Consider the following 14,607-nt stretch of genomic DNA (forward strand, 5'->3'; position numbering starts at 1 on the left):
TCACATTTTAAGGAAAATAGATATGGCAAAAGCATTTAATCGATCATCTCGGGTCGGACACGAATTACAAAAAGAGATTGCGATTATTTTACAGCGTGAAATCAAAGATCCACGTTTAGGCATGGTAACGGTTTCGGGTGTAGATATTTCACGTGATCTTTCTTATGCAAAAGTGTTTGTAACGTTTTTAAACGATGATGATCCACAAGTTATCGAGCAAGGATTGACTGTCTTAAATGATGCTAAAGGGTATATTCGAACACTCATTGGTAAAGCAATGCGTTTACGAATTATTCCTGAAATTAAATTCTTTTATGATGAATCACTTGTTAAAGGTATGCAGATGTCTACTCTAGTATCTGATGTTATTAAACAAGATAACGAACGTCATAAAGATTAATAAAAAAATTGCTCAATATTGTAAAAAATATTGAGGAGTGTGATCCGTTTCAAATAAAATATCGATGATGAATATAAAAAAAAATCGCCGTGATGTTCACGGCGTTTTGTTATTAGACAAACCACAAGGCATGACATCTAATGATGCCTTACTAAAAGTGAAAAGATTATTCAACGCAAAAAAAGCTGGGCATACTGGCGCGCTAGATCCATTAGCCACTGGAATGTTACCTATCTGTTTTGGTGAAGCGACGAAATTTTCACAATACTTATTAGATTCTGACAAACGCTATCGCGTGATCGCCAAATTGGGTGAACGTACCGATACGTCTGATGCGGATGGTCAAATAATTTCAACTAGATCAGTTAATATCACTCAATCACAAATCGACGAAGCATTAACTCATTTTCGCGGTGATATTTTACAAGTTCCAACCATGTTTTCGGCTTTAAAATATCAAGGCAAACCACTTTATGAATATGCTCGCCAAGGTATTGTTATAGAGCGAGAAGCTAGACCCATTACAATTTATGACAACCAGTTTATCCAATACGATTCAACTAAGCACGAATTAACCTTAGAAATCCATTGTTCAAAAGGGACTTATATTCGTACCATTATTGATGATTTAGGTGAATTACTTGGCTGTGGTGCACATGTAATTTATTTAAGACGTCTACAAGTATCAAATTATCCTATCGATAATATGATCACCCTAGATGAATTGCAAAATGAACCATTGCTTATGCCAGTCGATAGCCCACTACAAGACCGCCCTAAAGTGGTATTAAGTGAAAGCCAAGGTAAAGACATTTTATTAGGTAGAACCGTAATTGTTGAAAATAGTGTAAGCGTTGAAACATTAGTCAGAATTTATCAAGGCCAACAATTTATTGGTGCAGGAACTCAAATCCTTAATAAATTGTCACCTAAAAGATTAATTTCAACAACTTAATTAAAACGTCATTTAAAATATTATCAATTAGTAAAAAACATTTCGGTATCGATAGTATGACATTGTGATAATGATGTCATATTTTGTTTAAGAAGATCACATAACAATTGTGCTGATTTACATCCCATTTTGTATAAAGGCTTATTGACTCTACTCAATTGATCTAATTCATTATATTGAAGATCATTGGTATGACTAATATAAGTAATCGCAAGCGGATGTAGTAATTGTGATTGGCTCTTTTTGACTTGGTGTAATGCGCCAAAAAGTGAACGATAATTCGATAAATAATTTTGCGTATGATAGCAATCATAACAAGAGAGACTACTCAAATCCTCAAAAATAACGGCTGTTGGTGGCTTATTGCTTTGAAGTAGAGTCTTAATAGCATCTCGTCCATGTTCATACGTAAGGCAACCTTGAATGACATAATCACTATCGATAGGCATATTGATTCGTTGAAAAGCCTGTTGATAGCCTTGCAAGAAAAATGAGGAGTTGGTATTTTTATCGCTATTAATAAAAATTGCGATCTTATTATGCCCCTGCTCAATTAAATGCTGAGTAGTTTGATATCCAATTGTCAGATGATCGAAATGAACACAGGTAAAATTCTTCTTAAAATGATTAACAAATACAATTGGTGGTAATGAATTTTTATAACTATATAGCTGGGTGAGGTAAGGAGCTTGATTTATAATGATAATGCCAATAAAACAATTTTGCTTAATATATTGAATTAAATAATAGAGATCATTTTTAGCATTATAAGGAAATTGTAAATAAAACAGTTGAAACCCAGCTTCATGTAAAACTTGCTCAATACCAAAATTGATTAAGCTTTTAGAGATAAGCTGATTATCAACAACTAAAATTTTATTGCTTTCATGAACGGGTTGATAATCTTTTAAATTTTTTGATAGATCAACATTTAAAGCCTTCATCGCCTGATAAACCAGAAATTGAGTTTGTGGAGATGTTAGGTTGGGTGTTCTTAATACTCTTGATACAGATGCGATTGAAACCTTCGCCTCTTTCGCTATCATCGATAATGAGATCTTCGCCATAATTATAAATTTAGTTAAAATATAAAATTACTTTAACGAGGTTTATTTAAATTGTAATCAACTAAAATTCAATTTTTCGAGCAAGATTCCAAAATTTTGAAAATATCTTTTTTCCAAAATCTTTAACAATAAAGTGGTATAATTGCCATTAAATACTTTAATTCGGGTTTATCATATGTCTGCATGGAATATCGCCATTGTTGGTGCGACAGGACAAGTAGGTTCTGCGCTAATTGAGTTATTAAATGACTCAAAAACTATTGAAATTGAAAATCTTTATTTAGTCGGTAGCGATAACAGCGCTGGCGAAGTAGTTCGTTTTGCCGGTAAAAATTTAACCGTCATTGATAGCGAGCAAATGGATTGGAGCCAATGCCATTTTGCCTTTTTTGTTGCAGGTACTAAAACTAGCGAAAAATATGCTCAAACAGCTGCTCAAGCAGGCTGTATCGTTATTGATGCGAGCGGATTTTTTGCTGATCAAGACCATATCCCATTAATTGTACCTAAAGTAAATAACAGCGTATTAACCGAATATCGCAATGAAAATATCATTGCTGTTGCAAGCCCAACCGTATCTCAATTATTACGTTGCGTTGCATCACTAACCGATATTCAATTACTGACTAATCTTCATTTAACCAGCTTTATTCCTTCATCATTATATGGCAAGCCAGGTGTGGATGAACTGGCAGGACAAAGCGCTAGATTACTCAATGGAATGCCAGTTGATAACGAGCTATTTGACAATCAGCTTGCTTTTAACTTATTACCGCTTTCGCATGAGTCTGATCACCAAAGTTTAGGTGAACACACTCAAATTAACCAAATTCGTAAAGTGATAAGTAATTATGATTTACCTATTTCAATTGAATCCGTTATTGTGCCGGTCTTTTATGGACTAGCGCAAGCGGTTAATGTTTCCAGTAGCTTACCCATTGAACTAGACATGGCTCGTTTTAGTGAATTTGGCGTTGAAGTAAAAAGTGAAGATTTACCAACTCCAGTAACTGAAGTCAATACCGAAAGTGAAAAGAACTTAACCATTAAACTCGCTAATTTACGACACAGCTATGGAAATTATGAACAAATTCAATTTTGGTCAGTAGCAGATAATATCCGTTACTTAGGTGGACTAATGTTAATCGAGACACTTGAGATCCTGATTAATGACTACCTCTAAAATTGCATTAGGTATCGAATATGATGGTAGTGGCTATTTTGGTTGGCAACGACAACAGCACGTTGACTCTATCCAAGAAAGGTTAGAATCGGCTTTGTCTGTCATAGCTAACGAGCCAATAGCCGTATTTTGTGCAGGACGAACCGACGCTGGCGTACATGCCACAGGGCAAGTAATTCATTTTGAAACCAACGCTCAGCGCGGTGAAGGAGCATGGACAATGGGCGTAAACTCTCATCTTCCTGACAATATTGCTGTACGGTGGTCAAAAAGTGTGGATGACAGTTTTCATGCTAGATTTAGCGCAACTGCTCGGCGTTACCGATATGTGATTTATAATCATCGTTATCGTCCAGCAATTTTGGCTAAAGGCGTAACGCATTATTATCTGCCATTAAATGAAGAACTGATGCACCAAGCGGGGCAATATTTATTAGGTGAAAATGATTTCTCATCATTTAGAGCTGCGCAGTGTCAATCGCGAACGCCCTGGCGTAATATTCATCATATTCAAGTTACAAGACAGGGTGAATATGTTATTGTCGATATCAAAGCAAATGCCTTTGTACATCATATGGTACGCAATATTGTCGGAAGTTTGTTAGAAGTTGGTGCAGGTAATCAACCACCACAGTGGATTGATGAGCTATTAAAAGCGAAAGATCGTACTCAAGCTGCAGCAACCGCGAAACCTGAAGGTTTATATTTGGTTCAGGTAGATTATCCATTAGAATATCAAATTCCTGATTGCGCTTTAGGGCCATTATTTATAAAGTAAGCAAATTAGCTATAGATTAAATTAAATAAAAAGATGAATGCAATGAATACTGATGATTCAAATAAAGAACTCAAAAATCAAGACGCAAAAAAATCAAAAGTAAAAAATATAAAATTACCACCTCACTCAATCGAGGCAGAACAAGCTGTGCTTGGTAGCCTAATGCTGGATAACCAGCGTTGGGATGTTGTTGCTGAAATGATTACCGACCGTGATTTTTATTCTCGTCATCACCAACTTATATTTTCAGAAATGCACACCTTAGTCAGTCGTGGTACCCCGATTGATTTAATCACCTTATCTGAAAGCTTAGAAAGTAAAGACTTACTTGCTGATGTAGGGGGATTTGCTTATTTAGCTGAGTTATCGAAAAACACACCAAGCGCCATTAACGTAGTGGCCTATACCGATATTATCCGCCAGCAAGCGATATTGCGGGAACTGATTAGTGCTTCAAATGAAATTGCTGATAACTGTTATTCAACCGAAGGGCGTGACAGCACCGAAGTTTTAGATCTAGCTGAAAGCAAAATCTTTCAAATTGCCGAAAGTCGCACTAAGCAGGGTGAAGGACCGAAAAATATTACCGATGTGCTAGAAGCTACCGTCGCAAAAATTGAAGAGTTATTCCAGCGTCCACATGATGGCGTAACAGGGGTCTCAACCGGCTTCCTTGATTTAGATAAAAAAACCGCAGGATTACAGCGTTCAGACTTAATTATAATTGCAGCTCGTCCATCAATGGGTAAAACCACTTTTGCGATGAACCTTTGTGAAAACGCCGCTATGATGCAAGATAAGCCAGTACTAATCTTTAGTTTAGAAATGCCATCAGAACAGATTATGATGCGTATGCTGGCCTCGTTATCACGTGTTGATCAGACTCGTATTCGTACAGGCCAACTACAAGATGATGATTGGGCAAGAATATCGAGCACCATGGGATTACTGTTGGAAAAGAAAAACATCTACATTGATGACTCATCAGGATTAACCCCCATGGAGCTACGCTCACGGGCAAGACGAATTTACCGTGAACATAAAGGATTAAGTATGATCATGGTCGATTACTTACAGCTGATGCGAGTACCAAACATATCAGAAAACCGAACGCTTGAAATCGCCGAGATCTCACGCTCATTAAAAGCATTAGCCAAAGAGTTACAAATTCCGGTCGTTGCGCTTTCACAGCTAAACCGAAGCTTAGAACAACGCGCCGATAAACGACCAGTTAACTCCGACTTACGTGAATCAGGATCTATCGAACAAGATGCCGATGTAATTATGTTCATCTATCGTGACGAAGTATATAACGAAGCATCAGAACATAAAGGTATTGCAGAAATCATCTTAGGTAAACAGCGAAATGGTCCAATTGGTAAAGTACGCTTAACTTTCCAAGGTCAATTCTCAAGGTTTGATAATTACGCTGATGCGGGTAAATATTTGGATGACGAATAATTGAAGTATCATCAATATGAAAAACAATACTTCAATTAACGCCTTAATTTTTTATTAGCGTAGATCCGATAAAACTGGGCAAGAGTAAAAATCACTGCTTGTAAAATCACAATACAAGCACTGGTTGACGCATCTATATGAAAACTGATTAAAGTACCAGTTACTGTCGAAAATACCGATACAATTACTGCAATCACTAACATCTTTTCAAAACGTTTAGTCAATAAAAATGCGGTTATGCCCGGCGCAATTAACATCGCAATCACCAAAATAACACCTGCAGCTTTAAGTGATCCAACAATAGTCAATGCTAAAATACTTAATAAACCGTAATGTAATAATTTAACTGGCAAACCAACTACTCTTGCTTGCACGGCATCAAAACAATACAGCATTAAATCACGGCGTTTAATGATAACTAAAATCGAAACAATGCTTGCAATCGTAATAATTTGGATGAGTTCTTGATAGCTTGTTCCCAACACACTACCAAATAAAATATGATTCAAATGTTGCGACGTTTCCACTTTAGAAAACAGCACTAAACCAAAAGCAAACATTCCCGAAAAAACGATACCCATTACAGTATCTTCCTTTATTCGACTGTTATCTTTAATGTAACCAGTAGCAACCGAACAAAATAACCCCGACGCAAATGCACCAATTATTAAAGGGATTCCAGCTAAATAAGCAAGTACAATACCGGGTAATACCGCGTGAGAAATCGCATCGCCCATCAACGACCAGCCTTTTAACACTAAAAAGCATGACAGTAGGGCACAAACAATACCAGTAGCGAGCGCAGCTAGGATCGCACGTTGAACAAAAGGAATTGTAAGAGGATGATAGATAAGATCCCATATCATACTGAACCTCCTTGTCTTGCTAGGCTGATTCGGCGTGAAATCAACCCTTGTCTTGGTGCAAATAAAAATGCTGTCAAAAAGACTAAAGTCTGTAATGTCACAATCACACCACCTGTTTCACCATTAAGGAAATAACTGATCCAAGCGCCAATTGCACTCGTCAGCGCACCGATGATAACTGAAATAATTAATAACCGCGAAAATCTATCGGTAAGTAAGTAAGCCGTTGCTCCAGGGGTGACTACCATCGCTATGACCAAGATTGCACCGACCGTTTGCAGTGCAGCAACTGTACAGGCACTCAAAATAGTAAAAAAAAGAATCTTTAACTGTAATGGTTTTAAGCCAATTGAACGAGCATGAGTTTCATCAAAAAAGACCACTAAAAGATCCTTCCAAAAAAACAGTAGCAAAATCAGTGAAACTAAAATAATAATTTGCACTTGCCACATATCACTATCATCAATTCCCAAAATATTACCAAAAATAATAGTTTGCACATTAACAGAAGTTGGATTTAGTGAAATGATTAAAAGACCAATAGCAAAAAAGGTCGAAAAGATAAAACCAATAATGGCATCTTCTTTTAAACGAGTGAAAGCACGTACAATTGTTATTGATAAAGCCGCTAACAAACCGGTAAAAAAAGCGCCCACTGAATAAGGTAAGCCAAGCGCATAAGCACCCGCCACACCGGGCACTACTGAGTGCGAAAGGGCATCGCCCATTAAAGACCAGCCCTTTAACATCAAAAACGCCGACAAAAATGCGCAAGCTGCACCAACAATACTACTTACCCAAATGGCTTTTAACATAAAGCCATAAGTAAAAGGTTCAAGAAGCAGTTCCATTTAGTGTTGCCCTTTAGTTTCAATAACGGTTGGTTCGACTAGAAAATCTTTGTGAGCCGAGTCATCATTGCCTTCACCATAAAATATAGCTGCCCGCTCATCATCAGTTAAAATAGACATTTTGCGAGGATCTTCATCTTGGTGTAATTGCTCACCTGACAAACTTAAATAACGTAGTGCACCCCCAAATGTCATCATCAAATTTTGTGGGGTAAATGTTGTTTTAGTTTCACCAAAAGCCAACACGGTTTGATTAATCAACACTACCTGATCACAAAACTCTGGCACACTACCTAAATTATGGGTAGAAACTAAAATCAAATGGCCTTCATCACGAAGATCTTTAAGCAGATCGATAATGGCATTTTCGGTTTTCACATCAACGCCCGTAAATGGCTCGTCTAACAATAACACCTTACCTTGTTGAGCCAAAGCTCTAGCTAAAAAGACACGTTTTTTTTGACCGCCAGAAAGTTGACCAATCTGGCGATGCTTAAAATCCAACATATTGACTCGTTCTAGTGCCAGATCGACTTGTCTTTTATCTTCCTTACTTGGTATTCGTAAAAAAGACATATGACCATAACGCCCCATCATCACCACATCCGATACCAAAACCGGAAAATCCCAATCGACTTCTTCAGTTTGAGGAACATAGGCAATAATATTTTGCTTTAATGCTTGTTTTACCGAAATATCATTAAACGTCACTTGTCCTTTAGTGGGTTTTATCATCCCCATAATGCTTTTAAATAGTGTCGATTTCCCACTACCATTAACGCCGACAAGTGCACAGATAGTGCCACCATTCAAACGAAAACTCGCATCATGAATTGCCGTATGACCATTATTATAGGTCACGGTAATATCATCAACATTTAAGCAAATTTGAGTCATTATTTTTCGAATCCTTTAGCGATTGTTTCAACCGTCACTTTTAATAAATCGATATAAGTAGGAACAGGGCCATCTTTAGTAGAAAGTGAATCAACATACAACACACCACCATAAGTAGCGCCAGTTTCTTTACTTACCTGCTTAGCAGGTTTATCAGAAATCGTACTCTCACTAAATAAAACAGGTATATTATTAGCACGCACTAAATCAATAAGATGCTTAACTTGTTTAGGTGTACCTTGTTGCTCGGCATTAATCGGCCAGAGATACGCCTCTTTAAGATTATAATCACGTGCTAAATAACTAAAAGCGCCTTCACTGGTCACTAACCAACGCTGTGATTCAGGGATCTTAGCTAAACGCTCACGAAGTGGGGCATCAAGCGCCTTAATTTTTGCCACATATTCTGCGGCATTCTTATTATATATTTCGGCGTTTTTCGGATCATATTTAACCAAAGCCGCACGAATATTTTCAACATAAGTTAAAGCAAGTGTTGGTGACATCCAAGCATGAGGATTTGGATTACCTTTATAGCTACCTTCTTGAATCGGCATTGGCTCAATGCCTTCTGTTACGACAACTGAAGGCACATCTTTAATATCTTCAAAAAAGCGCTCAAACCAAAGTTCTAAGTTTAAACCATTCCACAACACCAAATCGGCAGACAGTGCTTTATTAATATCTTGTGGTGTAGGATCGTATTCATGAATTTCGGCGCCAACTTTAGTGATTGACTCCACAACCGCGGCATCACCAGCCACGTTTTGGGCAATATCTTGTATAACGGTAAATGTGGTAACAACTTTAAATTTTTTCTCATCAGCTGATGATGAATTGGTCAGCCCTGTCAAAACCAGTAGCGATGCTAAAATCGCATTTAATAATGTCTTACGGCTTTTAAAAAAATTGAATTTCATTGATTAATCCTTATTGTATACTATCTGTTCGAACTCAATCAAGTACAGAAAATAAGCTGTAGATAAACGATCAGAAATGTACGAAATCCTTTTCTAGATCACTCCCTATTACTTTAAAAATGCAAAAATGATATTTTAAATGTTAATGAGAATTATTATCATTAATAAAATAAAAGTCAAATTTTTTATTACTCAATATTAAACAAAAATACAAAAAAAGCGTAGCCAGCTACATCTATTAGAACGATAGATAATGTAGTGTTAAACTGGAGATGATATCGCACTCCATCAAAAAAGTAGAATGACAACTTATAAATAACGAGGCTAAATATGAAACTACGTAAAGTAATGATTATTGGTGTAGGAAATGTCGGTTCAACCACCGCTTATACATTAGTCAATCGTGGATTTTGTGAAGAGATCGCACTAGTCGACCTTAATAAAGACTTAGCCTACGGTCATGCACAAGATCTACTCGATGCCGCCGCTTATCGCCAAAACATGATAAAAGTCAGTTTACGTGAATCGACGGACTGTGCTGATATCGATATAGCCATTATTACTGTCACCTCAGGGCTGGCACAAAAAAGCAGGGCAGAAGAGCTGTCAGGCACATCTAAAATTATGGCTAATCTTATTCCCAACATGATGAAAAGCGGATTCAAAGGCATATTCCTAATTGCCACAAACCCGTGTGATGCAATTACTTATCAAGTCTGGAAACTATCTGGTTTACCTCGTCATCGCGTCATTGGTACGGGTGTTTGGCTCGATACAGTTCGCCTGCGACGATTACTCGGCGAACAAATGGATATCGGACCACAAAGTATTGATGCTTTTATTGTGGGAGAGCATGGCGACTCACAATTTCCAGTATGGTCACACTCTTCAATTTATGGCATAAATCTTAATCAACTTGAAAAAAATAAAATTAATTTTGCGGACATTGGTACTAAAGCTAAAAATAAAGGCTTTGAAATCGTCAAATACAAACACTGCACCGAATACGGCATTGCCAGCACGATTGCTGAAATTTGCCAACACATCTTCACCAACAGCCATCGAGCATTAGCATTAAGTTGTATTTTAGAGGGTGAATATGGGTATAAAGATGTCGCTATAGGGGTACCGGCAATTTTAGATCAGCATGGTATTAAAAAAGTGATACAACTTGATTTTAACGATCAGGAAAAACAGCTATTTGATACAAGTATTAATATTGTGAAAGGTTATATTCAACATATTAATTAATCTTATTAAAGCTAAAATTTATGTCATACTTTTATCAGCCAATAGCGATAAGCATTTTATCTGATTCTATTTAAAGCCGATTAATAAATCGGCTTCTTGTACAATTTGATTTTTGATGATTGGGTAAATTAACGTCATAAAAATGGTGTATAGTCATTGTTGCAATTAATATGCAATCTTTTCTTACCACATTGAACACACTCAAAGAGATAACCAGTCAGTGCGCCATCTTTGGATAATGACGTTCTTACTCCTCAATAAGATGAATTGTTTCCTGCAATTTTTTCAATTCAGCAGTACTTAGAAAATAATTAATAGAATTTTTAATATAATCAGCTATTTGTTTATATGTTTGTAAATTATCGGATATAGGATAACAGTCAATATAATGACTAAATGACACGATATCATCAATATCGGCAAACTGTTGCTTGGTAAGTTTATTCAAATATTGCTTTAAATTTTTAGTTTGACAGTTTACCGGAGAGGCTTGTAACCAAAACTGATTGTCATGAAACTGATAAGTTAAATCAATAGCTTTTTTATATTGATAGATATCGTCTTTTACCTCCGCTACATAGCCGAGTTCATAAACAGCGTCTAGTTTAATATGAAATAGTTGATCTTTAATCGTGGATGAAAAGTAAAATATGTGATCTTCATGTCCAGTTTTTCCCGCTACCATTAATTCATCTAGATATTTTCCATTTTTGTCAAAAGCATTAATTAATTTGATATCTTCGTTGAAACCTTCGCCTATACTATCAAAAGTAAAATCATAGAGTATAAATTTGATATCACCCATTTCAAAGCGACCAATAGCTTTTAGATTTTTTAGCGTAAAATAGTTGTCGGTTTCAACAATAGGCTTATCATAATAACTATAATCATCATCATCGAAATGAAAAAATTTGCTATCAACATATATTCCATTGGCGGTATTATTGCTATCAATAGGCATGGATAAAACAGGTAAACTTTGATAGAAGTCATCGAAGGAATCAAAATGCTTTCTATGATTAAATGAGTTATCATTGGCAAACACTACATGAGTGTTAAACAGAGTAAAAAATATCGCTAAACATAAAGTAGAAACTATTTTTTTCATTTTCCTATAAAATCCCTTTTATTACTAGATAGTTACAATTTTTGCAGTCATTATATCTCATGAAATAAGTTTTTCTTTCTGTAATATTACATCTTCATAACTATTTAATCATGTAGATAAATTATGGCATTACTATTAACCAAAAATCCAGATTTATCTGATTGTTGAGACTAAAGCATTTAGTAATGGGATAATTATTGGAAATTATAGAAATAATGGAAAGTGGTGTTGTGATAGCAGCAATTTCGCCAATGAATTTAAGAAAGGTATCAGGTTTAGTTGAATAGAATAGTTAAATTAAACTGACTAGATTGTATTTTATTTGCCATTATATCGTTAAAACTAAACGATATAATGGCATTTCTAGATTAAGCTTATCTTATCTATTTTGCCAAAAACTATTTTTTATCTGGCAATGCATAAGCAATAACATAATCGCCACGCACAGGAGATTGTCTTGCGCCACTAGCGGAAATCACAATATATTGTTTACCTGTTTTTGGTGAGATATATGTTATTGGAGTACCTTGACTACCCACCGGTAATCTCGCTTTCCAAACTTCTTCACCTGTAACCGAATCAAAGGCTCTTAGGTAAAAATCTTGCGTAGCAGCAAAGAATAATAAACCTGACTTAGTCGCCATTGGTCCACCAATGGTCGGCATACCGATTGGAGCAGGTAAATGCATAGGTATACCTAAAATCCCCGTATCCATAACAGTGCCTAAAGGTTTTTGCCAAACCACTTGACGTGATTTAAGATCAATAGCTGTCATTGTGCCATACGGTGGTTTTTGACATGGCACGCCAAGAGGTGAGGTAAATCTTAAACGCATTGCACCAAAAGGTGTTCCTTTTTGTGGAACAATACCCATCTCAATCCCGCTTGAATTTTTCGGAATTTGGTCTTGAGGAATCATCCAATTTTTCAAGCCAATACGCATATCATTAACAAACATCAAATTGTTTTGAGGATCAACTGCCACGCTACCCCAGTTCATACCACCCAACGATCCTGGATATTGTAACGTTTTAGTCATACCCGGCGGAGTGAACAGACCATGATATTCAGAACCAACAAAGTCAATACGACAAAGAAGCTGATCATATGGTGTTGCTCCCCACATATCGAACTCAGTTAAGGTTTCATTACCAATTGAAGGCATCCCCACTGAGAATGGTTGAGTCGGAGAATAATATTCACCCGGAACATTACCTTGCGGAACAGGTTTTTCTTGGACTTCTGCAACAGGTTTACCCGTTACGCGATCAAGCATAAAAATTTGACCGGATTTTGTGGTTTGCACAATGACTTTTGTCACGCCACCATTTTCATTTGGAATATCATAAAGTAATGGTTGTGAAGGTAAATCATAATCCCATAAATCATGATGAGCCGTTCTAAATGTCCAACGAATTTGTCCTGTTTTACGTTCTAAAGCCACAATAGACGAATTAAAATCATCATCATAATGAGTTCGACCACCACCAAAAAAGTCTGGGGTTGCATTACCGGTTGGAGCATAAACAAGATCGAGCTCTGGATCGTAAGCTGTTGTTGCCCAAACGTTAACGGTACCGCGAGTATAGGTTTCATTTGCAGGTGGTACATCGGTAATATTTGGATTACCCGGATCCCACGCCCAAACCAAATTACCGGAATGAACATCAAAAGCTCGAACTACCCCGCCAGGTTCATTGATTGAAAAGTTATCAGCAACCCGTCCACCAACAACAATAACATCTTTGGCTACTAATGGTGCAGCAGTTGGTTCATAATAGCCAGGCGGAATATCACCCATATTTTTCTTAAGATCCACAACGCCTTTATCACCAAAATCTTCACATAATTTACCGGTATTGGCATCGATTGCCATTAAACGGGCATCAATAGTGTTCATAATGATTCTAGCTGAACAAGTCGCATTACTATTGCTAACATTATCTAAACTATCTTCATAATAAGCTAAGCCTCGACAACGCTCCCAGTTTGGGGTTGAAGCTTTAGGATCATAACGCCATTTTTGTTGACCTGAATCTGCATCTAAAGCAATCACAATATTTGTTGGGGTGCAGAGATAAACATTTTGGCCAATTTGTAATGGCGTATTTTGATCTTCCGGACCTGAACCGCTGTTATAAGGCACATAACCGGTACGATAAGTCCATGCGACTTGAAGATCTTTTACATTCTCTTTGTTAATTTGATCCGCACCTGAAAAACGCGTCCCTTTAGTAGTATTCGCATATTGCTTCCAATCAAGCAGATTGTCTGTAGGTTTCAATTGATTATTGGCTAAAGGTACTGCATTTTTAATCACATTATGTTCCTGGAACATAAATCCGAGCGAAACACAAAGCGCAACAAAAATAAAAATACCGACAGCATACCCACCTTTGCCAGCTTTATTATCGCCTGTTTTCTTTAATGTTGGATAAGCAAATGCAATAAGCATTGCAAAACCACCAAATACCATTAAACGAGAAAATAACGGCCAGAACTGCAAACCAACTTCATATAATGCCCAAACAATTGTTAAGGCATAAGCTAAAGCATAAAGCCATGCACCTTTAGTGTTTTGCTTAAATAAAAGAAATGAGGAAACGATTTGCACCAACCCCATTAATAAAAAATACCAACTACCACCAACGGCAACAAGTCGCACACCGTTAATGGTCAAAAACAGCCCGCTGATTAATAAAATTGTGGCAACAAGCCATAAATAAAATTTTTTAGCACCATTTATCTTTATCATGAATAATCCTTATACTTAATATTAATCTTACTATTGATTAAATTTCTCAGTTTAACTTGACGTTGTTTAATGAGTAATGGTAGAAAACGACGGGGGTAAAAGATGAACTCCTTA

General features: G+C 36.6%; 13 protein-coding genes. 6 read left to right on the forward strand and 7 right to left on the reverse strand.

The annotated features are described in order from the left end of the window. The first annotated feature begins 22 nt into the window (after nucleotides 1–22). Nucleotides 23–400, forward strand: coding sequence for a 30S ribosome-binding factor RbfA (gene rbfA / locus A9G07_RS01610; protein WP_065733757.1), 378 nt, complete (start codon nucleotides 23–25; stop codon nucleotides 398–400). 64 nt (nucleotides 401–464) lie between these two features. Then, nucleotides 465–1,355: a tRNA pseudouridine(55) synthase TruB gene (gene truB, locus A9G07_RS01615; protein ID WP_065733758.1), complete on the forward strand. Its 891-nt coding sequence runs from the start codon at nucleotides 465–467 to the stop codon at nucleotides 1,353–1,355. 23 nt (nucleotides 1,356–1,378) lie between these two features. Here the strand turns inward: truB and A9G07_RS01620 are convergent, their stop codons facing one another. Next, the gene (locus tag A9G07_RS01620; protein ID WP_081303319.1) at nucleotides 1,379–2,422 is read right to left on the reverse strand and encodes a LacI family DNA-binding transcriptional regulator; all 1,044 of its coding nucleotides are present in this window, start codon (nucleotides 2,420–2,422) and stop codon (nucleotides 1,379–1,381) included. Between the two features lie 175 nt (nucleotides 2,423–2,597). Here A9G07_RS01620 and A9G07_RS01625 point away from each other — a divergent pair, with 175 nt between their 5' ends. Genes A9G07_RS01625 through dnaB form a run of 3 tightly spaced genes read left to right on the forward strand, consistent with a single transcriptional unit; the run spans nucleotide 2,598 to nucleotide 5,844 of the window. Further along, entirely contained in the window at nucleotides 2,598–3,605 is a 1,008-nt protein-coding gene (locus A9G07_RS01625; protein ID WP_065733760.1) for an aspartate-semialdehyde dehydrogenase, read from the forward strand. Further along, complete coding sequence (gene truA, locus A9G07_RS01630) at nucleotides 3,592–4,383, forward strand: tRNA pseudouridine(38-40) synthase TruA (protein ID WP_065733761.1); 792 nt, start codon at nucleotides 3,592–3,594, stop codon at nucleotides 4,381–4,383. The genes A9G07_RS01625 and truA overlap by 14 nt, the downstream gene beginning before the upstream one ends. A gap of 33 nt (nucleotides 4,384–4,416) precedes the next feature. Continuing rightward, nucleotides 4,417–5,844, forward strand: a complete 1,428-nt coding sequence (gene dnaB / locus A9G07_RS01635; RefSeq protein ID WP_442903350.1) for a replicative DNA helicase — start codon at nucleotides 4,417–4,419, stop codon at nucleotides 5,842–5,844. A 35-nt stretch (nucleotides 5,845–5,879) separates the two neighbouring features. On the opposite strand, the gene A9G07_RS01640 is transcribed toward dnaB, so the two are convergent. From A9G07_RS01640 to A9G07_RS01655, 4 genes are read right to left on the reverse strand one after another with little or no spacing between them, the layout of a single operon-like run. Continuing rightward, nucleotides 5,880–6,710, reverse strand: a complete 831-nt coding sequence (locus A9G07_RS01640) for a metal ABC transporter permease (protein WP_065733763.1) — start codon at nucleotides 6,708–6,710, stop codon at nucleotides 5,880–5,882. Further along, entirely contained in the window at nucleotides 6,707–7,561 is an 855-nt protein-coding gene (locus tag A9G07_RS01645; RefSeq protein WP_065733764.1) for a metal ABC transporter permease, read from the reverse strand. The genes A9G07_RS01640 and A9G07_RS01645 overlap by 4 nt, the downstream gene beginning before the upstream one ends. Next, nucleotides 7,562–8,458 carry a manganese/iron ABC transporter ATP-binding protein gene (locus tag A9G07_RS01650; RefSeq protein ID WP_081303320.1) on the reverse strand — a complete coding sequence of 299 codons (897 nt, stop codon included), beginning with the start codon at nucleotides 8,456–8,458 and terminating at the stop codon, nucleotides 7,562–7,564. Then, nucleotides 8,458–9,378: a metal ABC transporter substrate-binding protein gene (locus tag A9G07_RS01655; RefSeq protein WP_065563387.1), complete on the reverse strand. Its 921-nt coding sequence runs from the start codon at nucleotides 9,376–9,378 to the stop codon at nucleotides 8,458–8,460. Before A9G07_RS01655 ends, A9G07_RS01650 begins: the two co-directional genes overlap by 1 nt. 330 nt (nucleotides 9,379–9,708) lie before the next feature. On the opposite strand from A9G07_RS01655, the gene A9G07_RS01660 reads away from it, so the two are divergent. Next, entirely contained in the window at nucleotides 9,709–10,629 is a 921-nt protein-coding gene (locus A9G07_RS01660) for an L-lactate dehydrogenase (protein ID WP_065733765.1), read from the forward strand. A 247-nt stretch (nucleotides 10,630–10,876) separates the two neighbouring features. Here A9G07_RS01660 and A9G07_RS01665 read toward each other — a convergent pair whose 3' ends face one another. Both A9G07_RS01665 and A9G07_RS01670 read right to left on the reverse strand, forming a co-directional pair. Then, complete coding sequence (locus A9G07_RS01665; protein WP_065733766.1) at nucleotides 10,877–11,737, reverse strand: hypothetical protein; 861 nt, start codon at nucleotides 11,735–11,737, stop codon at nucleotides 10,877–10,879. A 398-nt stretch (nucleotides 11,738–12,135) separates the two neighbouring features. Then, nucleotides 12,136–14,493, reverse strand: coding sequence for a membrane-bound PQQ-dependent dehydrogenase, glucose/quinate/shikimate family (locus tag A9G07_RS01670; RefSeq protein ID WP_065733767.1), 2,358 nt, complete (start codon nucleotides 14,491–14,493; stop codon nucleotides 12,136–12,138). Between the last annotated feature and the right edge of the window lie 114 nt (nucleotides 14,494–14,607).

The organism is Gilliamella sp. wkB72, from assembly GCF_001693745.1.
Classification (GTDB): domain Bacteria; phylum Pseudomonadota; class Gammaproteobacteria; order Enterobacterales; family Orbaceae; genus Gilliamella; species Gilliamella apicola_E.

What these genes read in the sequence shown, in the direction of transcription:
- A9G07_RS01650 (WP_081303320.1), bottom strand. Translation starts at nt 8,458, where the DNA reads ATGACTCAAATTTGCTTAAATGTTGATGATATTACCGTGACCTATAAT.
- A9G07_RS01670 (WP_065733767.1), bottom strand. Translation starts at nt 14,493, where the DNA reads ATGATAAAGATAAATGGTGCTAAAAAATTTTATTTATGGCTTGTTGCC.
- truB (WP_065733758.1), top strand. Translation starts at nt 465, where the DNA reads ATGATGAATATAAAAAAAAATCGCCGTGATGTTCACGGCGTTTTGTTA.
- A9G07_RS01645 (WP_065733764.1), bottom strand. Translation starts at nt 7,561, where the DNA reads ATGGAACTGCTTCTTGAACCTTTTACTTATGGCTTTATGTTAAAAGCC.
- A9G07_RS01660 (WP_065733765.1), top strand. Translation starts at nt 9,709, where the DNA reads ATGAAACTACGTAAAGTAATGATTATTGGTGTAGGAAATGTCGGTTCA.
- rbfA (WP_065733757.1), top strand. Translation starts at nt 23, where the DNA reads ATGGCAAAAGCATTTAATCGATCATCTCGGGTCGGACACGAATTACAA.
- A9G07_RS01625 (WP_065733760.1), top strand. Translation starts at nt 2,598, where the DNA reads ATGTCTGCATGGAATATCGCCATTGTTGGTGCGACAGGACAAGTAGGT.
- truA (WP_065733761.1), top strand. Translation starts at nt 3,592, where the DNA reads ATGACTACCTCTAAAATTGCATTAGGTATCGAATATGATGGTAGTGGC.
- A9G07_RS01640 (WP_065733763.1), bottom strand. Translation starts at nt 6,710, where the DNA reads ATGATATGGGATCTTATCTATCATCCTCTTACAATTCCTTTTGTTCAA.
- A9G07_RS01665 (WP_065733766.1), bottom strand. Translation starts at nt 11,737, where the DNA reads ATGAAAAAAATAGTTTCTACTTTATGTTTAGCGATATTTTTTACTCTG.
- A9G07_RS01655 (WP_065563387.1), bottom strand. Translation starts at nt 9,378, where the DNA reads ATGAAATTCAATTTTTTTAAAAGCCGTAAGACATTATTAAATGCGATT.
- A9G07_RS01620 (WP_081303319.1), bottom strand. Translation starts at nt 2,422, where the DNA reads ATGGCGAAGATCTCATTATCGATGATAGCGAAAGAGGCGAAGGTTTCA.
- dnaB (WP_442903350.1), top strand. Translation starts at nt 4,417, where the DNA reads ATGAATGCAATGAATACTGATGATTCAAATAAAGAACTCAAAAATCAA.